The organism is Lawsonibacter sp. LCP25S3_E2 (genome assembly GCF_052117285.1).
GTDB lineage: Bacteria > Bacillota > Clostridia > Oscillospirales > Oscillospiraceae > Lawsonibacter.
Genome location: NZ_JBQKJL010000003.1, coordinates 37,708 through 56,998 on the forward strand (window position 1 = coordinate 37,708; position 19,291 = coordinate 56,998).

Sequence of the window (19,291 nt, forward strand, 5' to 3'; positions counted from 1 at the left end):
CGCAGCAGAGCTCTGCTGCGCCATCCATTTGTTTACTGGTTTTCTTCGCAGATGCAATCCTGGAACAGCGTAATTTTATCCGCCAAAATCATCTCAAGGCCAGAGATGGTGTTGACCATGGACTCCACCGACCGGTTGGCCTGCAAAACCGTCTCGGCTGTTACCTGCTCAAAGGAGAGGATCCTCTGCATCTTCTCACCCTCCGCGTTGAGGATATGAGACAGGGCAGCCTGCTCCAGGGCAACAGAGGTAAGCAGATCCGTAATGGCCTGCTGCCGGGGTACCGGAACTTGCGTGGTGGTGGTCGAGGTCGTGGTACTTGAAGTGGTTGTGCTGGTCGTAGTGGTGGTACTGGTCGTCGTTGTCGTAGTCGTGGTGGTGGTACTCGTAGTACTGGTTGTGGTGCTGGTTGTGGTAGTCGTGCTCGTGGTGCTGGTCGTGGTGCTGGTTGTGGTAGTCGTGCTCGTGGTACTGGTCGTGGTGCTGGTTGTAGTACTGGTCGTACTCGATGTGGTTAAGAGGCAGGCCGTCGCTTCGGGCAGTTCCCCAATGAACAGCTCATTGTGGCTCTCCGCGTTTCCCGAATAGCTGTCAAAGATGATGTTGCCGTTGATCTGGCTGAATGTGGTATTAGCAGCTGCAAAGGGAGCCAGCACAGAACCGTAAACGGCAGTCGTACTGTTGGACCAGGTCAAGGCCTGGGGGAAGTTCCACAAAATCCGGCGGGCATTTTCTCGGGTGGCCGTCACACCGTTGCGGAACATCTGGTAGCTGCCATACTGGATGGCTGTCCCAGCCACATTGATCAGGATGGTAGAACCCAGGGGCGCAATGATATTGATGCCGTTTAGCTGGGCCAGAGACAGTCCGCTGCCATAGAGATTGCCGCTGTCCAGGGAAAATACGTTGAGCGCCTCATCCGTTCCGGTCAGATTCAGCTGTCCAAAGACCACCTGGCCTGTTGTGTTGGGCGCCAGCCCGGCCCAGAAGGCAGAGGCACACTTCAAATATTGCTCGGCGGCAAGAAAGTCGATGGGCGTTCCCGTAATCAGCTGCCCGTTGGGATTTCCCATGGTGTAGCTGAGGATGGTACTGCCCGGATTGACCACCGTATTGCCGCTTGCATTGGAGCCGCCGGTCACATTGACCGTTCCATCCACCACAAAGGATGCATCTGTGTTGGCGGGAGGCAGGGGGACAACGCCGGCACCAACGCCGTAATTGCTGAGGGTGGCATTGCCTCCCACCGCAACCCGGCCCTCTGCATCGGTGTTGCTCAGGCTCAAATTACCAAAGACAAATACGTTATAATCATTGGCAATGCCAAAATTGATTGCCATATTCAATCCTCCTATTGGAATTACACCCTCCTGAAAGTTCCGTTTCCAGGAGCAGGAACGGGTAGGGTCCGCTCCCTATGCATCCTATGCTGCACTGGCCGGACGGTACACAAAAAAGCAGGGCTCCCAGAGGAGCCCCACTGATTCCTTCTTTATTCTTTGACCGAAGTGGACTTGCACAGGCAACCCTCAAAGCTGGACAGTTTGGAGTGCAGGATCATTTCCAGCCGGGACACCGCGTTGACCATGGACTCCACCGACTTGTTGGTGGCAAGCAGCACCTCCGGGGTCACATCAGGAAGGGCTACCATTTTCTGGATCTTTTCCCCCTCCGCATTGAGGATGTGGGACAGGGCGGTCTCCTCCAGAGCCACCGACTGAATAAGATCGGTAATGGCTTGGTCTCTGGTGGTCTCGCTGGCGGTAATGACAGGCATACCCATAATAGGTGATTCTCCTTTTTTGTTATTGAGCTGGCGCTCCCACCATTCTATGCTGAACTCCCCCCGGCGACACACGCCATAATACTTCGTGTTCTCTCTGGGCATGATCCTCTGCGTCTTTTCCCGAATCCGTTCCATTTGCAGCATATTGTCACGGTTCCGGCAGCGCTTCCTGCTCACAATTCCAGTTCAAGTCAATGAAACTGCTACCTTGATCACCCCATCCTGCTTTTGTTCAAACAATTCATAGGCCTGGGCAATCTGTTTCAGCGGGTAAGTATGGGTAATCAAAGCAGTGGTATCCAGCTTTCCCTGTGCAATGAGCTGAAGAATTTCTTTGCCGTGGCAGCCGTCCACACCGCCTGTTTTAAAAATCAAATTCTTTCCGTACATCTCAGGCAGAGGCAGGATCTGTGGGCCGTCGTAAAGGGCAACCACCGTGACAATAGCGTTGGGGCGGGCACAGTCCCAGGCCATACGAAAGCTCTCCTCGTTCCCTGCCACCTCCAGCACCACATCTGCCCCGCCGTGATCACTGTTGGCCAGCACAAACTCCTTTCCGCCTTCCGGCCCAGTGGTCAGCACATCCGGATAATGCTCGCGGACAAAGGCCTGCCGGCTCTCGTCCCGGTCACAGACGAGGATTCGTTTGGGCTGATGGAGACGCACACATTGCAGGGTACAAAGGCCCGTGGGCCCGGCACCGATGATCAGCACGGTGTCCTCACGGTGAATCTCAGAAATCTGTGCTGCCCAGTAACCCGTTGCCAGTACATCCCCCACCAACAAGGCCTGCATATCGCTGACCGAATCGGGAATCTTATCCAGCCCCTGGTCAGCATAAGGCACCCGGACATACTCGGCCTGTCCTCCGTCCATACGGCAGCCCAGCGCCCAGCCGCCGTTGGGATCGGTGCAGTTGTTGACCCAGCCGTGGGCACAGAAGAAACATGTGCCGCAGAAGGTCTCTACATTCACCGCCACCCGGTCGCCGGGCTTTACCGTCGTAACCTTGGCACCTATCTGCTCCACAACGCCTACCATCTCGTGCCCCACTGTGATACCGGGCACCGCACGGGGCACACTGCCGTGTTTGATGTGCAGGTCACTGGTGCAAATACTGGCCAGCGTTACCTTTACAATGGCATCCCGGTCATCCAAAAGCACCGGTTTTTGCTTCTCCATCAGTTGAAAATTCTCATGTCCCACATAGGTATAAGCTAACATATCCAACCCTTCCTTTTCTGTCTTTTCCCCAAAGGCTATGCTTTTTGTACTGCGCTTATAAAAAGGAACCGTCCAATTTTTTCTCTTGCTTCTCTGACCTCTGGCCACAGTGGGCCGCCACCTCCTGCATAAACGTAGACGCAGTTCCCAGCGGCGGACTCTGCTTATCCCACACAAGGACATACTCCACCTGCAGCTCCGGCTGAACAATGACCTTGGACCGGACCAGCGGATTATTGGTTTCAGTGGTCCGCGGAAAAATGCTGATTCCAACCCCCTGTTCTGAGAGAGCCACCGCATCCAAATAGTTGGACATCTCACACAGAATATCAGGTTCCGCATCAATGGCCCCAAACCACTGGATAATCGCTTGAATCCTGGACTTACGCGACGGAACGATCAGCGGCTGCCCTACCAGGGCTTGCAGGGATACCTGATCTCCCGGCAGCTTGGCCAGAGGGTGATCACTGGGGATGATGGCCACCCATGGCTCCTCGCCCACCGAAAATCCGGAGAGATGCTCTGTATCATAGGGCGCGGCAATCACGGCCAAATCCACCAATCCCTGGTTGAGCCGCAGAAGCACATCGTCACTGCTTCCGTTCCATAGATGATACCGGACCAGCGGATACTTTTTCCGAAATTCCGCAATCCATCTGGCCACTAAATAGGGCGCTCTTCCCTCCACCAGGCCCAAATAGAGCGTTCCGGTCACTTCATTTTTCCGGGCCAAAATCTCCTGCCGCGTCTTTTCTGACAGGTCCAGTATCTGCATGGCCCGCCGCAAAAGCAAAACGCCGTCGTCCGTGAGCTGCAGCTTTCTCTTTCCCCGAAGAAACAGCGTAGTTCCCAAATCTTCTTCCAGCTTTTGGATCTGATAGCTCAGTGGCGGCTGGCTGATATTCAGCTTTTGTGCCGCATGGGTAATATTCAGCTCCTGCGCCACCGTCACAAAGTAGCGCAGCGTTCGAAGTTCCATCTTTTTCCTCCCCTTATTCTATCATACAAAAAATATATTATATTTGCAATAACATATGTATTTTATCTTTTTATGGTTTTGTGATACAATACTTTCACTTCCAAAGGAAAACGGCAAACCAGCAGAATCAAGATTTTTACCGTGAAGTCGCTTTTCGCTCGTTGCGCGGACAGGTTCCATCCAAACCCGCCCGCTTTCCAGCATAATTCATTATGCGCCCTATTTTCTCCTCACAGGCCGGACCAACTCCAACCGGCAAGACAAGAGGCTAACCTAGATGGTTAGCCTCTTGTCTTTTTCGTTCAAACGGGAAAGAATTTTTTTAACTGCATTTTATTCCCAACTGGCTGCCCAACCGGTCAGTTGCAGCGGCAATGCCATCATCTGCATCGGGATGGTCACTCCCTCGTTGGATCCATTCCCGGCTGGTTTTAAATTTCCTCTTTGGCTGTGACAACGGAATTGATCTGCGTACCGCAATACAAGCCATGTTCCTTATCTTTTTGCTCTGTGTGATTTTATCACAGTACCGCTCATACTGTTTATGATATCATCCAAACACAAACATCAGGGAGGCATTGTATGACATTGGAAAAGAAGCGGCGCAAGGCCGTGGTAGATCGCTCGGCCTGCGTGGCCTGTGGGTGCTGTGTAAAGGTCTGTCCCCTGCAGGCCATCCAAATTGTCCGGGGCATCACGGCCCAGGTCGATACGGAAACATGCGTGGGCTGCGGCCGCTGTGCCAAAGAATGCCCTGCCAGCGTCATTGAGATCCGGGAGGTAGAGGCATGAAAAAGCATTGGTACGACTACCTGTGGATTGCATCGCTGCTGTATCTTCTCTTAGGCTTTTTCAATATTCTGTTTGCCTGGCTGGGGCTGCTGTGCTTTTTTATTCCGCTGCTCATTTCCGTATTCGGTGGGACGAAAGGGTACTGCAACCGCTACTGCGGCCGGGGACAGCTCTTTGGCCTGCTGGGCGGTCGCTTTGGTCTGTCCAGAAGGAAGGACATCCCCCGTTGGATGAAAAGCAAGGCCTTTCGCTATGGCTTTCTCATCTTTTTCTTCATCATGTTCTTTTTGATGCTGTGGAATACATACCTGGTGTTCGCCGGGGCTCAGGATCTGAAGCAGGCCGTCACTCTGCTGTGGACCTTTCAGCTTCCCTGGCACTGGGCTTACCACGGAACCTTGTTCCATCCCGGTGTGGCCCAATTTGCCTTTGGGTTCTACAGCGTCATGCTCACCTCCACCCTGCTGGGGCTTGTGACCATGGTACTTTTTAAGCCCCGCAGCTGGTGCGTTTACTGTCCCATGGGCACCATGACACAGCTCATCTGCAAGGCCAAAAACGGAACAAACCCATAAACCATTGTGCCCGCCGCCGGAGTATGGCCCCTCACCTCATTTGCGTGATCTGATCACAGAATCGAACCAGACATTTGGATATACTAAGACAAACAACAGAAAGGAGCGGACCGATGATGAAGGAACGCATGAAAAAATGGCTGCGTCCAGTCCTGTTTACCCTGGGCGGCGCACTGGCGGGTCTCATTTACTACAAGCTGGTAGGCTGTTCCACCGGGTCCTGCGTCATTACCTCCAGCCCCGTAAGCTCCATGCTGTACATGGGTCTTGTCGGATGGCTGTTGTCCGGCGCATTTGGCTCGGGCTGCTGTGGAGGAAGCTGCAAACGATAACCAAACCGGCCGCAGGGGATCCCTGCGGCCGGTTTTATCCTCCATGGAAGAAATCTCTCCCCTGCATTGTCAGATGGTGCCATTCATGCTATGATGGAGCTATTCTGTAAGGAGGTGTTCTCATGCCCCGTACTGATGTCACACAGATGCCTTTTGCCAAGCTCTACCCCTTATTGGTGCAGAAGGCCGAGAAAAAGGGCCGCACACGGGAAGAAGTAGATCAGGTGACCACCTGGCTCACTGGATACATTGCCGAGGACATTGCCCGCCTGGAACAGTCCGACACCAGCTACGGTGACTTTTTCCGCCGTGCCCCCGCCATGAATCCCAACCGCACGCTCATTACCGGGACGATCTGCGGGCTCCGGGTGGAAGAGATCGAGGACCCTCTGATGCGGGATATACGGTATTTGGATAAGCTGGTGGACGAGCTGGCCAATGGAAAGGCTATGGACCAAATTTTAAGAAAATAATGGCTGCCTGCCGGGCGGCCAACGGAGTAAAATCCCCCGATTCTCTGCTGACACATCGTCAAAGCACAGAATCGGGGGAATGTTTTATGATCCCGCTTTCTAGGCCTTTGCACAAACACCTGCATAGCCCCCACGGTTCAGAGGGCTCACAGCTGTCCCTTCCATACCCGTGCCAGGATGTCCTTGAGCACTAACAGGGCATCGGTATTGTTATAGCCGTAGTCTACCCGCAATTGGGTGAGCATTTCCCGCAGAGCAGGGGCGTAGTCGCCCATCCGCACGGTTTTATGGTAGGTGGCCAGCACCGGATATTTCTTGCTCCACACCTTGTTCCAGTCGATCCGGGCCTGGGCCTCGTCGCTCACGCTTTCGATCATCTGCTGGGCCTGCTGTTCGTCAAAATCATACTCGATGAGCTCGTCCAGCGTCATGTGATAGAGCATAGCCAGCCCCTTTGACTGGCGGATGTCGGGCAGGGTCTCATTGGTCTCCCATTTGGAAATGGTCTGGCGGCTGACCCCCAGCTTTTCCGCTACATTTTCCTGTGAAAGTCCGCTCTTTTTCCGGGCATGGTACAAGCTGCTTCCCAAACTCATGGCAGTATCCTCCTGACTGTGAACGTTTGGCCCTATTATACCGCCTGGGTCATCAAACATCCACCAAGGAAAGCGGACACTTTCGCCCGCTTTCCTGACAGTTTTTGTGCTGGACTCTTTTTATGGCAGATGGCACACTCCATCACTTCATCTTCCACCTGGTACTCCAGAGCACTTTTTAGATCATACACTCTCCCATTTACCGCTGCTCTCCGATTTGTTTTTTGCCGATCATCAGGGATTTGGAATTACGTGATAACGAAGTCTTCTTGCTTTGAACCAACAATTGTTGCGGTCAAGCTGTTTTACATCTGCAGCTTCGTCATCAATTAAGTAGTAAAAGCCATTCTCCTTCACCAGTGCGGCCGAAAACCAATTTGGGTCCTGCGTCTGGGGATCGCGTGCTTCGATGGAACACGCGGCTTCACCTTCAAACCACAGTTCTACCTTGCAGCCCCAAATACCGCCAAACAGCACATAAATCCGGTCGCCATCCTGCTGGCATCGTTCCAGGAAGGCATCATGAAAGCCACCGGCTGCACAGGATAAATTCCTCAATTCCGCTTCCGTCCTCACTTCTTGATATTCCTGATACGCATAGGCGGAATCCATCTCAATGCACCGCTTTAACACTTCCGGCTCCAGTTCAAACTCCTCTTGTCCCGATTCAAAATCTATTCCTGCTAAAAAGTCAAGACAGCCATATCCCTCTTGGTCCACAATCCACCTTGTGTGTTCTTCATCTACGATCAGCACAAGAGGATCAAGGCCCTGTTTTTGTTTGGAAAAGACTTCTTTTTTTACTAATCTTGTTTTATCCTCGCTGAGCACTACAAAAAATTGGTTGTATATACGCTCAAGATAACGCTTACGCCTGTTGTTTGATGACAGCGGACAGTAGCAGCCGAACACCATCGAAGTATAATATCCTCCTTGTCCATCCCGAATGATGGCGTACATGCTCGTTTCCCCCATTACTTCATTGTTTATTGGACACCCCGGTCATACACAGCGCCATCCGCTCCAGCCCCGTTCCAAGTCCCTCAACCCCTGCGCACCGGCTGAAACGGGTATTGACGGCATGATCCAGCAAAGGCTGGGCCTGGCTGGCGGTGTCCAGGCACAAGTCCAGCGAGAGCACATCCTCCCAGGCCCGGTTGAGAAAGGCCACTTCCCTTCGGCCGTGGGTACGGGTGAGTTCCATCCTTCCTCCCTGAAGCAGATACTCCTCTGTTTGCCGGGTGGAAAAACCGGCGGCTGCAAAGCTCTCCTGAAGTCCCTCCCGAAACAGGCCGAAGATGTCTCCCCACTGAATGGGGGTTACGCCATAGCGCACAAAGGTATACCGGCTATAGCAGTGGACGGCCAGCAAACTCTTGTTCCCCCGCAGGTCGATCACATGCAGGTCCCAGCAGAATCTCCGGTCCGGCGACCTGCCGTAGGGCGGCGTTTTTACGTTCCGAAACCGCTGGAGCGGAAAGGTCAGTCCTAACTCCATTCCTTCACCTCGTGGGGGATCGTGATTTTCTCCACCCGAATCTTCCCATGGGACACCTCCGCCATCATCATGGTGATCTCCTGATGGAACCGCCGGGGCCCGCAGGAGCCGGGATTCAGCCAAAGGATCCCCTCCTTTTCCTCCTGCACATACTTGTGGGAATGGCCAAACACCACCACGTCCGCATCGGAGAGGTCCGCCGGAACCTCTTTCCGGTTATGGACCATAAAAAAGGTCATACCGCCCAGTGTAACGGTCAAGTGATGGGGGATTTCCTCCGCCCACTGCTTGTCATTGTTGCCCCGGACGACGTAGAGAGGGGCGTATTGGCTCAGTTCCTCTACAATTGCCTGCTGATTGATGTCTCCCCCGTGGAGAATGGCATCGGCCGTTTTCAACTGTTCCAGCACCTGAGGCCGCAGCAGGCCGTGGGTGTCGGAGAGAATGGCAAGTCTCATATAAGCTCCTCTCATCCTGCTTCCATGCGCCGGATTTGTTCCAGATCTCCGCTGTGCGGGGTCTCGTTATGCTTGGTTCATTCGCGCTTGCAGATCCCGGTAAAATCTGCGGGCCTTCTCCAGGTCACGCTTGTTGGGGCGGCCCTTGGCAATGCCTCCCACCAGCTTGAAGGGGCCGAAGGTATCATACCCTTTACAGGAAAACTCTCCCAAAACCGGGCAATTCTTCTCCCCAGCAATGTCTGCCGCGGCTTTTGCACCGCTGCCCTTGGCCCCTCCGTAGGTATAGACGAAGAATACCGGTTTCCTCTGGGGCAAATACTGCCGGGCAAACTCCACCACGGCCTTCTGAAATGCAAAACCATAGATCCCGGAGGCAAAACCGACGCAGTCATAGCTCTCCAGCCGTACACTCTGGCGCACAGTCACATCAATCAGCTCCACATCCCCCTCCTCTGCCATGGCCTGCAGCACCTTCAAGGTATTTCCGTGGTGACGGGAATAGTAGCAAATGGCGGTTTTCATCGCTTGTCCCTCCTCAGTCCGCATTCTCGTCCATAGCTTCCACCAGAAAGCTCACCGGACGAAAGCCGTCGTTGCAGGAAAGCATGGCGGACTTTGGATCTTTCATCCAGCCGTCGTAAAAGTTCTCTCCGCCGTGGCTCAGGGCCAGCACAAATGGGGAGAGGGTATCCCAGGCACTTTGGCAAAACCCCTCGGGCTTCTCCCAGCCGTTGGCAAGGAACACCTGGCCTTCCTCCATATTGCAGGCGTGGGAGATGGGGTTTTCATACTGTGCCATCAAGTCCTCATATCGGGCCACGCGCATAACCGTAATTTTGCATTTTTTCATATGAGAATCCCCTCACAGTGGTCAATTTCATGCTGAATGATCTGGGCTGTCCAGCCGGTGAAGGTCTTCAGCCGTTCCTGAAATTTCTCATTCTGCCAGCGCACCTTGATGGACTTCCACCGCCTGGCCGGACGGGTGCCGGTGAGGGAGAGGCACCCCTCCTCCGTGTCATAAGGCCCGGATTTTTTGATAATTTCGGGGTTAAACATGACCATGTATTCCCCCTCGTTATCAAAGGCAATGATGCGCTTATTTTCTCCGATCATGTTGGCCGCCATGCCCACACAGCCGCTTTTGTGGTGCTCCAATGTCTCCAGCAGGTCAGCGGCGATGGAACAATCCTCCGGCGTGGCAGGCTGTGCCCTCTGGGCCAAAAAGGTCTCGTCTTTACAGATCTCTCGAATCATCATTGGCTCTCCTTATGTTCTTGAATGGCCGCAGATTCATCCAGCCGCGCCTGAAGATGATTGACGAAACGGCACAGGTGAAAGCCGTCGCATACTGCATGGTGCACCTGCACCGCCAGGGGCAGCAACGTCTTGCCATCCTCTTCATGGTACTTGCCCATGGTGAAGATGGGCAGCAGAAAATCATATCCCTTCTGCAGATTCAGGTTGAACCCTTCAAACCCGGCCCACGGGAGCATGGACACTGGGAAGGTGTTCTCTGGAGTGTTCGGTTTGGCTTCCATGCCCAGATTCCCGCCATACTCCTCCATATCCCGCTGGTACGCCTGGCAGAAGGCATCATAGTCCGGCGTATATTCCGTCCAAAGGTTGGAGAAGGTCTCACTCTCCTTGTGGAAAATGGTGTAGCAGGGGTGCATCCGGTCATAGATTCCCAGCCTTCCCGCCCCATCCAACGCGGTACGGAATTCCTCCCGGCAATTTACTTCTGCAGCAATGTGATACAGCATGGTCGGATATAGCTTCTCTCCCCGCTGGCGAAGGGCAGTAATATCCAATGGAAACACTGCACTGTAGGTACAGGGAACCTGAGTGAAATAGTGGTCAAAATATTCCTTTCGGGCCCAGTGCTCCCGGTCAATGGGGGTAAATATCATTGTAATGCTTCCTCCTTGGCTGACTTCGCAAACTCTTATATATTCATGTTGACATTATACGGTCTTCCGAACTGAAAGGCAATTCCTTTTCCCCAGCACAGGTCACGGAATCAAATCATTTTTACTGCCCTGTTTCCAGAAAAAATGCACTTTTTTATCAATTCTGTTGAAGTAATTCTCATTTTATGATACATTGACACTACCACAGAGCAAAATACTGACGCGGTCCCCATACATTTTGAATGGGCCTTCTCCTTTTCCCTGTGTATGGCAGCTCAGGCTGATATACCACACCATTTGCGTTTCATCACAATTTGATCTGGCAGCGGCCGTGGCAAGGGAGGCATTTGGGGCCCTAGGCAATCTTCTCCGGAAGCAAAAGAGGAAGGATGTTGCACAATGAAAAAATTACTCGCATTACTCTCCGCGTTTATGCTGCTGTCACTTTGCGCCTGCACAAATACAGGCAGCACTTCTCAGGGCACTTCTCAGAGCCCCTCTCAAAGCACCTCTCAGAGCGCTGAATCCAGCTCAGAAGATTCCAAGATACTGTACGATTATTCGCTGAAAGCCGGGGAAACGACCGAGGTCTACGATGTGACCTTTGATCAAATGGTTACGGTTACCATTGACCCGGCCAGTACCCGCGATGGCGGCAGCGAATTGCGCAGCAACATCTATTTTGACAACTGTACCTTCAACGCCGGCCTTACCATCGTGGGTGACTACCACGCCATGGTCAGCTTAGGGGCAAACTGTTCGTTTGGTGATGGTTCCGTTGTCACCTGTCAGGAAGCCACCTCCGGTGCTTCCAAGGAGATCACACTGGAAGATAACCTCATCAAAGTGTTTGTTGCCTGTGAGGGAGTCACCGTGGAGACAGAATCCGCCATTGGTGTGCTAACGGACGGTCCGGATTTTGTCTTAAACGGCACCGCATACAGCAAAACAGAGCTTGCACCGGACACTGCTTTCCTGGGTGTGTATGCCACCTACGAAGATGATACCATGACGTATATCAAACTTGCCATCGGCGAAGATGACAGCGTTGAATTTTTAGAGTGATCCCGCTACCCTAGGAAGGCCCCCTGCCGTTATGAACGGCAGGGGGCCTTCCTAGGTTTCATATGTTTTCAGCCTATCTGCCATTTTACCAGTGTCAGACATTGTCGTGACCCAGAACACAAAAGCCGCATGATAGACTAGCTCCGGAAGGCATCCGTCAATCATATGGGACCAAGCACTTCCCGATCCGCCTTGCCGATTCAGTGGATACTTTGTCCACCTACCGCTTGATTCGTTTGAAAAACAGAATATAAACCAGCAATCCGTTTATGATCCAATCATAGATCCGAAACCCATCAAAGAGAATTATGCTGGACAGCACCGAAACCAGTAAGATTCCAATTCGGATCATCGCAGGAAAAGCGCCTTTTTCTTTTGCGCTCCAGGCAAACCAGGCAAGAACCGGCGAGCAAAGGGCAAATACCGTCCAGCCTAGGATGAAGGTGCGGCTGTAAACCCCATGGGTCGCCACAGCCGCTCCATAATAGGTCAGCAGCATCCCCAGGGAAAAGAGGAGAAGATTGCCCGCAGCCCGTCCTTTTGTGCTGCTGTAAATGGAGATCAGCACGCCGAATAGAATCCAGACCGCAAGCTGGGAAAATACATTGCCTAGATTCGTTGTATAAACATCCAAGCACCGGCTCAAAACGCCAAGCAAAAGGCCGCTCAACAGCATTCCAATGGGGTTCAGTATCAGCTTTTTCATTCCGCTCCTCCGTTCTGACGAAAAAAGCCCCGCATCCATTCCCAGGTGCGCTTCCATCAATCGGTTCCCATCATACCGAATTTCACAGAAATTATCAATCAAAACTTCTTCCCGTCGTTCCCCCATAACCGCAAGCGCTGAAACGTGATTTTCAACACAGGGCACAGGCTTGACACCGGATAGGCCAAGAATATGTCCTCTGAAATTAGCTTAATTTCAGAGGACATATTCTTTTCTTCAGCGCAAGTCAGCAGTCTTTGTTCTCTTTGGGCTTCATACTCCAAAACACTACATTCATCAAAATTACGATCAACAAAACAGCGGACAGGGCCACCCAGAACCCCATGTCAATGCCGCAAAAGGAAGTACATCCAAATAAGTTCATCCACAGTTCAGACCAGGTCATACAAATTCCTCCCATCATCAAAGTAATTCACCGTAATGGCGTACATAGGCTTTTTTCAGACTGGTTGCCAGCACCATATAGAGCAGGATACAAGGAATCAGGTAAGCAAAGTAAGCGGCAGGCAGGGCAACAAATCCAAGCACAGCACCCAAGGGCGTAAAGGGGATCACGGTCAGCACGGTAATGCCGGTCAATGTGAGCAGCGTGAGCGGTGCGGAGGCCCGGCTCTGAAGGAAGGGCAGCTTGGGTGTACGGATCATGTGAATGACCAGGGTCTGGCTCCACATCGACTCCACAAACCATCCCGCCTGAAAAAGGCCGATATACTTTACCTGCATCAGGGCCAGCTCCGCGCCGCCGAAATGGGCGGACAGGTCGTGGAAAAGCACACCTCCGGAGACAAACATGGGGCAGAAAATGAAGTACAGAAAGAGATAGGTGGTAAAGTCAAAGATGGAACTGGTGGGTCCGATCCAGAGCATGAACTTACCCACACTGGATGCATCCCACTTTCGGGGCTTGGCGATAAATTCCTCATCCACATTGTCCCAGGGAATGGCAGTGCAGGACAGGTCGTAAATGAGGTTGAGAAAAATAAGGTGTACGCTCATCATGGGCAGGAAGGGCAGCAGGGCCGAGGCGGCCAGCACTGAGAACATGTTTCCAAAGTTGGACGAGGCAGTCATCTTAATGTATTTGATCATGTTGGCGTAAGTTTTGCGCCCCTCGATGATTCCCTGCTCCAGAACCATCAGGTCTTTCTCCAGCAGAATAATATCCGCCGACTCCTTGGCTACATCCACCGCAGTGTCCACGGAAATACCGATATCGGCAGCCTTCATAGCAGCAGCATCGTTGATGCCGTCTCCCATAAAGCCGACCGTGTGCCCGCTCTCCCGCAGCACCGAAACCACCCGTGCCTTCTGATCGGGAGTCAGTTTAGCGAACACATCGGTAGACTCTGCCGCCCTTGCCAGCTCCTCGTCGCTCATAGCCTCCAGGTCGGAGCCCAGCAGCATGTTGCGTACCTTCAGCCCCACCTGCTTGCAGATGGTTCGGGTCACCTTGTCGTTGTCACCGGTCAGGATTTTGGTGGTAACACCGTGGTGCTTGAGGGCCCGGATGGCATCCGCTGTGGACTCCTTGGGCGGATCCAGAAAGGCCAGATAGCCAATAAGCACCATGTCACACTCATCTTTTACCCCAAACGCTCCCACGGGAGAGGGGTTACTCTTCTGGGCGATGACCAGCACACGAAAGCCCTTGTCATTAAGGCTGTCCACCGTCTGAAGGATCTGTTGGCGTACATGGCCCGTCAATGGCTGGACCCCGCCGCCGTACTCAGCAAAGGAGCAGACAGCGAGCATTTCCTCCACCGCCCCCTTGGTCACCATCTGAGTTTTTCCGGTCTTGTCCTGTACCACGGTGCTCAGACGCCGGCGGGAAAAGTCAAAGGGGATCTCATCTACCTTCACATAGTGCTCCGACAGATCCACCAGCCGCGGGTCCTCCGCCTCGGCCTCCTCGGTTTTCCGGATGATGGCCAGGTCCATAAGATTCTTGTAACCGGTCTGGAAATAGCTGTTGAGATAGGCGTGGCGCAGCACCCGTGTGTCGTCCTCCCCCCTTACGTTGAGATGGTATTCCAGCACCACCTGGTCCTGCGTCAGGGTTCCGGTCTTGTCCGTACACAGGATATCAATGGCCCCAAAGTTCTGAATCGAATTGAGGTTTTTGACAATGGTCTGTTTTTTGCTCATGGATACCGCCCCCTTGGCCAGGCAGGTAGTCACGATCATGGGCAGCATTTCCGGTGTTAGGCCCACAGCAATTGAGATACCGAATAGGAACGCGTCCAGCCAGTCTCCCTTGGTGATGCCGTTAATGAGGAAGACCAGTGGAACCATCACCAGCATAAAGCGGATAAGCACCCAGGAGACGGCGTTTACCCCTTTGGTAAAGCTGGTTTCGGCCGCCTCTCCCGCCACTGCAGAAGCCATGGAACCAAAGAGGGTATCATCCCCCACGCAGACCGCCACGGCGATGGCGCTGCCGGAAACCACACTGCTTCCCATAAAGGCGATGTTGGTATAGTCCGTGATGCTTTCTTTCGGTTGGTTCACCTGAGGCTGTTTTTCAACCGGCTCGCTTTCTCCGGTGAGGCTTGCTTGGCTGATAAACAGGTCCTTCGCCTCCAAAATGCGCACATCGGCGGGGATCATATCCCCCGCAGACAGGTGGACAATGTCACCCACCACAAGTTCATCCATGGGGATCTCCACCTTTTCCTGGCCCTTTCGTGTAACCGTGCAGGTGGTGGTGATCATAGCCAGCAGCTTCTCCGCCGCACTGCCGCTTCTGGATTCCTGGACAAAACGGAGTGTGCCGGAGATCATGACCATTGTCAAAATAATGACCACCGTCAAACAGTCAAAATCCTCCGGTGTACTGCCAAACAGCGAAAGACAAGGGAATACCATGTCCGTCATCGTGGACACCAGAGCCAGGCAGAGCAGAATGGCAGTAAAGGGATTGATAAAAGCCCCCGCCAGCCGCCTGGGAAAGGATTTCTTTTTCTCGTGGGTTACCTTGTTGCTGCCGTATCTGGCCCGGCTGGCGGCAACGGCCTGCGGAGCAAGCCCCCCCAGCGGAGCGTGAAGCTCGCTCAGGAGAATATTGACCGGGGCGGTCGCCGCATCCTGAATGCGGCGGTTCTGCTGATCGCGCAGGACAGCCTTCTGCGCTGCCTGGCGAGCCGAGCGGCGATTTTCCTTTTTGTTCATCATTTCTTACCTCCTTGTGTGTATGCAAGGCGGTACCGTTGCTGGGAGCGGAACTCCATGCATACCATATTGTACCGGCCTTTGAGGACTGCCGTCAGAATCCATGTTGTTCCCCCCTTTCTTGCGTCCTCCACGAGTATAAAAAAACCGCAAGAAAAATCACAGGGCCGAAACCTTGCGATTTTCTTGCGATTTGGTAAGAATTGAACCTTACAGTTTATCACTGAATTTGTATCCAATGCCCCAGATGGTCAGGATATATTGGGGGGAGTCGGGGTTGGGCTCGATTTTCTTTCGCAGCTTTCGGATAAAAGCCATAATATTGCTGTCATCCAACAGGTAGTCACTCTCCCACACGGCCTGATAAATCTGCTCCTTGGTAAATACCTCTCCCCGGTTTCGGGCCAGAAAATACAGGATGTCAAACTCCTTTGGAGTCAATGAAATTTCCACTCCGTCCCGGCTGACTCTGCGCAGCCTCCAGTCGATGGAAAGCCCGCCGCAGCAAAGGGTATCCTCTGTCACAGCCGCATGCTCTCCCTCCCCCAGCTCCAGCATCAGGGACTGTGTGCTTCCATTCATCAGCTCCCCCACCCCATCCAGCAGTTCCTGGGCAGCGGGGGTGCGCGGAGCGCTGCGAAGGGCATCGGAAAGCCAGTGTGCAAGGGAGAAATCCAGGGTGATAAATCCAATATGTTTTTTCATCACAGATTCCTCCTCTCTTACAACAGCTCGCGGCAGCGGCGGATATACCATCCTTTGGCCAGTGTGACCCAGAGCAAATACAGCAAGACCACCACGGCCAAAAAGCCGAAGTAGTCAGGGGGCAGCGGGGTAAGCCCCAACAGTTCTCCGGCCTGGGTAAAGGTCAGGCCCGTAAAGAATAGCGTTCCCAGCAGTGTGACCAGCATCACCGGCCGGGAAGGCCTGCTTTGCAGCAGCGGCACTTTGGGCGTACGCAGCAGGTGCAGGATAAGCACTTGGGTCCACATGGATTCCAGAAACCATCCCGTCTGAAAAAGGGCAATAAAGCGCAGCTCTTCCCCACTCCCGGCCAGGGAGGCAAAGCTCCCTCCACATACTGTGGGGCACAGGACAAAAAACAAATAGGAAAAGGTCAGGATATCAAAAAAGGAGCTGATTGGTCCGAAAAACCGCATAAAGCGTCCCAGCGTTCTGCCGGACCACTCCAGCGGCCGGGAACAGGTCTCCTCGTCCACATGGTCCCAGGGCAGAACCAGACACAGAATGTCATAGAGGAGATTCAGCAGCAAAAGCTGCAGCGATGTCATGGGGAAAAAGGGCAGGCATACACTGGCAATGACGATCGAAAGGATGTTGCCAAAATTGGAAGAAGCCGTGATTTTGATGTACTTTGACACATTGGCAAAGGCCTTCCGGCCCTCCTGAATCCCTGCTTCCAGCACATTCAGGTCCTTTTTCAGCAGGATCACATCCGCCCCTTCCTTGACGGCCTCCGCTGCGGTGTCCACCGATATGCCCACATCCGCCTCTGCAATGGCCGGCAGGTCGTTCATACCATCCCCCAAAAAGCCCACCGTGTGTCCATTGGCCCGAAGAAGCTGCACGACCTGCACCTTCTGTTTGGGCGACAGCTCTGCAAACAGGGTGGTGTGTTCTATCCTTATGGGGCGTTCATCCTCCCCCAACCGCTCCAATTCTCTGCCGGTCAGCGTCTGAGTGGTGTCGATGCCCAGTCTCCGGCAGACTGAAATTGCGATATCTCTGTGATCTCCGGTCAGCACCCGCACCCCCACATGGAGTTTCTGTAATTTTTGGATTGCCCCGGCGGCGCTTTCCTTGGGTGCATCAAAAAACGCCAGATATCCCAACAGAATGAAATCATGCTCATCTTCTTGTGACAGCGTCACCGTTTTCAGGGGCTTATAGGCCACAGCCAGCACTTTCATCCCGTCTTCCAGCATCTCATCTACGATGGCACGCACACTTTCCATTCCGTCGCCGGATATTCTGTGGTGCTCACCCCTATATTCCACCCAGCCGCACCGGCAGCATACTTCCTCAATGCTTCCCTTGATGATCAGCAGACTTTCTTCCCCATTTCGGACCAAAACGCTGGCAAACCGCCGCTCATAGTCAAAGGGCAGCTCATCCAGCTTTGGGTATTGGGCTGCCAATTCCTGAACATACTGTTCTCGGCCCGGCATCTCCCGGTACTGCAGAAGGGCGCTGTCCAGATGGTTTTTGACGCCAGTATGATAAAGGCTGTTCAAGTAGGCAAGATCCAGAACGTTTCTGCTCTCATTGCCCAGAATATCCATGTAATATTCCAGTGTAATTTTATCTCCCGTCAAGGTGCCGGTCTTATCCACACATAGGACGTCCATACTGCCGAACCCCTGCATGGCATTGATGTTTTTTACCACAGTCTGCTTTTTCCCCATGGCTGCACTGCCCTTAGCCAGGCAGGCGTTGATGACCATAGGGAGCATTTCCGGCGTCAGTCCCACGGCAACAGACAGTGCAAACAGAAAGGCGGAAATCCAGTCTCCTTTGGTCAAACCACAGGCAACCAAAACCACCGGGACCAGAACTGCCATAAAACGGATGAGCACCCACGCAATGGAATTGGCGCCTTGGTCAAATCCATGTTTCCGGGTGGATTGCGCCGCCGCAAAGCCGCCATAAACGGTGTCCTCCCCTACGGCCAGTACCACCCCTTCCCCGCTGCCGCCCGTGAGGGCCGAACCCATAAAAACGAGATTATGGAACTGGGCATAGGACTGGGCCTGTCCGTGAAAAAGAGTTCGGGCGCTCTTTTCCAGGATCTCGCTCTCTCCTGTGATGACCGACTGTGAGACAAACAGATCCTTTGCCGCAGTCAGCCGAATGTCCGCCGGAACACGGTCGCCGGCAGACAGACGGACCAGATCGCCTACCACCAGCTCAGTGGAAGACACTTTGATCCATTTTCCGCTCCTGCGCACCAGCACCGTGGAAGCAATCATCCCCGTCAGACGGTCTGCCACATGCTTTGCCCTCAGCTCCTGGGTAAACCGTACTGCACCGCTGATGAGCAGCATACACAGAATAATGACTACAGTAGTGATATTTCGGCTGAAATTAGAGGCCAATACCACATCGGTCAAAAAGGAAATACATGCCAGTACAAACAGAATAATGGTAAACGGGTTCAGAAAAGCCCGCCCCAAACGGTAGAGTACCGTATCCGAGGCCCGACCTGAAAGACTGTTTTTTCCATATCGGCTGCGGCTTTCCTCCACCTGTTCCTCGCTGTAACCTTGGTTGGAAATGTGAAAATCCCGGAACAGTGTGTCGACATCCATATATGCGTAATCAAGTACACGCCGATGGGCGATAGGATTTATGTTCATTGCCTCACCTCCACAGGTCGTTCTATCATACCATAGAATCACCTTGCCGTGAGGAATAAAATCCTTGCTTTTTTCTTGCTTCTTCCATCCGTCTGGACCCTGTCCCCCATCAAGCAACGCCTGCTAACGAAAAAATGTACCAGCCGTCAATGTACCACACCAGCTCAGAGCAGCTCTCTTTTCACAGCATAGAGGGGGATACCTTTATGGTACCCCCCTCTGATTTATCACGATTTCCGTACACTAAGTGTCTTATTCCTGCTGTAAATTCCGCCCTGTCCGTCCATACCTGGTCCACCGGACAGAGAAAACGGGCGGTCACCTT

General features: G+C 53.2%; 22 protein-coding genes. 5 read left to right on the forward strand and 17 right to left on the reverse strand.

What is annotated here, in order from left to right:
• Nucleotides 1-32: 32 nt before the first annotated feature.
• From ACTQ3R_RS03940 to ACTQ3R_RS03955, 4 genes are all read right to left on the reverse strand, one after another.
• On the reverse strand, nucleotides 33-1,340 hold the full coding sequence (locus ACTQ3R_RS03940) for a choice-of-anchor A family protein (RefSeq protein WP_441778100.1): 1,308 nt from the start codon (nucleotides 1,338-1,340) through the stop codon (nucleotides 33-35).
• Nucleotides 1,341-1,492: 152 nt separating this feature from the next.
• Nucleotides 1,493-1,930, reverse strand: a complete 438-nt coding sequence (locus ACTQ3R_RS03945; RefSeq protein WP_441778101.1) for a hypothetical protein — start codon at nucleotides 1,928-1,930, stop codon at nucleotides 1,493-1,495.
• Between the two features lie 42 nt (nucleotides 1,931-1,972).
• Nucleotides 1,973-3,010: an alcohol dehydrogenase gene (locus ACTQ3R_RS03950; protein ID WP_441778102.1), complete on the reverse strand. Its 1,038-nt coding sequence runs from the start codon at nucleotides 3,008-3,010 to the stop codon at nucleotides 1,973-1,975.
• Nucleotides 3,011-3,065: 55 nt separating this feature from the next.
• Nucleotides 3,066-3,989, reverse strand: a complete 924-nt coding sequence (locus ACTQ3R_RS03955; RefSeq protein WP_441778103.1) for a LysR family transcriptional regulator — start codon at nucleotides 3,987-3,989, stop codon at nucleotides 3,066-3,068.
• A gap of 582 nt (nucleotides 3,990-4,571) precedes the next feature.
• On the opposite strand from ACTQ3R_RS03955, the gene ACTQ3R_RS03960 reads away from it, so the two are divergent.
• From ACTQ3R_RS03960 to ACTQ3R_RS03975, 4 genes are all read left to right on the forward strand, one after another.
• Nucleotides 4,572-4,781, forward strand: a complete 210-nt coding sequence (locus ACTQ3R_RS03960; RefSeq protein WP_441778104.1) for an ATP-binding protein — start codon at nucleotides 4,572-4,574, stop codon at nucleotides 4,779-4,781.
• Nucleotides 4,778-5,356, forward strand: a complete 579-nt coding sequence (locus ACTQ3R_RS03965; RefSeq protein WP_441778105.1) for a 4Fe-4S binding protein — start codon at nucleotides 4,778-4,780, stop codon at nucleotides 5,354-5,356. The genes ACTQ3R_RS03960 and ACTQ3R_RS03965 overlap by 4 nt, the downstream gene beginning before the upstream one ends.
• A 113-nt stretch (nucleotides 5,357-5,469) precedes the next feature.
• On the forward strand, nucleotides 5,470-5,688 hold the full coding sequence (locus tag ACTQ3R_RS03970) for a hypothetical protein (protein ID WP_441778106.1): 219 nt from the start codon (nucleotides 5,470-5,472) through the stop codon (nucleotides 5,686-5,688).
• Between the two features lie 122 nt (nucleotides 5,689-5,810).
• On the forward strand, nucleotides 5,811-6,161 hold the full coding sequence (locus tag ACTQ3R_RS03975; RefSeq protein ID WP_441778107.1) for a DUF2200 domain-containing protein: 351 nt from the start codon (nucleotides 5,811-5,813) through the stop codon (nucleotides 6,159-6,161).
• A 146-nt stretch (nucleotides 6,162-6,307) separates the two neighbouring features.
• On the opposite strand, the gene ACTQ3R_RS03980 is transcribed toward ACTQ3R_RS03975, so the two are convergent.
• The 8 genes from ACTQ3R_RS03980 to catA all read right to left on the reverse strand — a co-directional run bounded on the left by ACTQ3R_RS03980 (nucleotide 6,308) and on the right by catA (nucleotide 10,629).
• Nucleotides 6,308-6,757: a helix-turn-helix transcriptional regulator gene (locus tag ACTQ3R_RS03980; protein WP_441778108.1), complete on the reverse strand. Its 450-nt coding sequence runs from the start codon at nucleotides 6,755-6,757 to the stop codon at nucleotides 6,308-6,310.
• A gap of 234 nt (nucleotides 6,758-6,991) precedes the next feature.
• Nucleotides 6,992-7,717, reverse strand: coding sequence for a hypothetical protein (locus ACTQ3R_RS03985; RefSeq protein ID WP_441778109.1), 726 nt, complete (start codon nucleotides 7,715-7,717; stop codon nucleotides 6,992-6,994).
• Nucleotides 7,718-7,736: 19 nt separating this feature from the next.
• Entirely contained in the window at nucleotides 7,737-8,255 is a 519-nt protein-coding gene (locus tag ACTQ3R_RS03990) for a DUF6933 domain-containing protein (RefSeq protein ID WP_441778110.1), read from the reverse strand.
• Complete coding sequence (locus ACTQ3R_RS03995) at nucleotides 8,246-8,713, reverse strand: metallophosphoesterase family protein (RefSeq protein WP_441778111.1); 468 nt, start codon at nucleotides 8,711-8,713, stop codon at nucleotides 8,246-8,248. The genes ACTQ3R_RS03990 and ACTQ3R_RS03995 overlap by 10 nt, the downstream gene beginning before the upstream one ends.
• A gap of 66 nt (nucleotides 8,714-8,779) precedes the next feature.
• Nucleotides 8,780-9,238: a flavodoxin domain-containing protein gene (locus tag ACTQ3R_RS04000; protein ID WP_441778112.1), complete on the reverse strand. Its 459-nt coding sequence runs from the start codon at nucleotides 9,236-9,238 to the stop codon at nucleotides 8,780-8,782.
• Between the two features lie 13 nt (nucleotides 9,239-9,251).
• A complete protein-coding gene (locus tag ACTQ3R_RS04005; protein WP_441778113.1) occupies nucleotides 9,252-9,566 on the reverse strand; it encodes a TIGR04076 family protein in 315 nt (104 codons plus the stop codon).
• Nucleotides 9,563-9,973, reverse strand: coding sequence for a peptide deformylase (locus ACTQ3R_RS04010; RefSeq protein ID WP_441778214.1), 411 nt, complete (start codon nucleotides 9,971-9,973; stop codon nucleotides 9,563-9,565). The genes ACTQ3R_RS04005 and ACTQ3R_RS04010 overlap by 4 nt, the downstream gene beginning before the upstream one ends.
• Nucleotides 9,973-10,629 (reverse strand): type A chloramphenicol O-acetyltransferase, encoded by a 657-nt coding sequence (gene catA, locus ACTQ3R_RS04015; protein WP_441778114.1) that lies wholly within the window; start codon nucleotides 10,627-10,629, stop codon nucleotides 9,973-9,975. Before catA ends, ACTQ3R_RS04010 begins: the two co-directional genes overlap by 1 nt.
• 399 nt (nucleotides 10,630-11,028) lie before the next feature.
• On the opposite strand from catA, the gene ACTQ3R_RS04020 reads away from it, so the two are divergent.
• Nucleotides 11,029-11,694: a hypothetical protein gene (locus tag ACTQ3R_RS04020; RefSeq protein ID WP_441778115.1), complete on the forward strand. Its 666-nt coding sequence runs from the start codon at nucleotides 11,029-11,031 to the stop codon at nucleotides 11,692-11,694.
• A gap of 220 nt (nucleotides 11,695-11,914) precedes the next feature.
• On the opposite strand, the gene ACTQ3R_RS04025 is transcribed toward ACTQ3R_RS04020, so the two are convergent.
• The 5 genes from ACTQ3R_RS04025 to mgtA (ACTQ3R_RS04045) all read right to left on the reverse strand — a co-directional run bounded on the left by ACTQ3R_RS04025 (nucleotide 11,915) and on the right by mgtA (ACTQ3R_RS04045) (nucleotide 18,966).
• Nucleotides 11,915-12,565 (reverse strand): hypothetical protein, encoded by a 651-nt coding sequence (locus ACTQ3R_RS04025; RefSeq protein ID WP_441778116.1) that lies wholly within the window; start codon nucleotides 12,563-12,565, stop codon nucleotides 11,915-11,917.
• 82 nt (nucleotides 12,566-12,647) lie between these two features.
• A complete protein-coding gene (locus ACTQ3R_RS04030) occupies nucleotides 12,648-12,806 on the reverse strand; it encodes a hypothetical protein (RefSeq protein ID WP_441778117.1) in 159 nt (52 codons plus the stop codon).
• A gap of 17 nt (nucleotides 12,807-12,823) precedes the next feature.
• On the reverse strand, nucleotides 12,824-15,589 hold the full coding sequence (gene mgtA, locus ACTQ3R_RS04035; RefSeq protein WP_441778215.1) for a magnesium-translocating P-type ATPase: 2,766 nt from the start codon (nucleotides 15,587-15,589) through the stop codon (nucleotides 12,824-12,826).
• A 210-nt stretch (nucleotides 15,590-15,799) separates the two neighbouring features.
• Nucleotides 15,800-16,294, reverse strand: coding sequence for a winged helix-turn-helix domain-containing protein (locus ACTQ3R_RS04040; protein ID WP_441778118.1), 495 nt, complete (start codon nucleotides 16,292-16,294; stop codon nucleotides 15,800-15,802).
• 17 nt (nucleotides 16,295-16,311) lie between these two features.
• A complete protein-coding gene (gene mgtA / locus ACTQ3R_RS04045; protein WP_441778119.1) occupies nucleotides 16,312-18,966 on the reverse strand; it encodes a magnesium-translocating P-type ATPase in 2,655 nt (884 codons plus the stop codon).
• Between the last annotated feature and the right edge of the window lie 325 nt (nucleotides 18,967-19,291).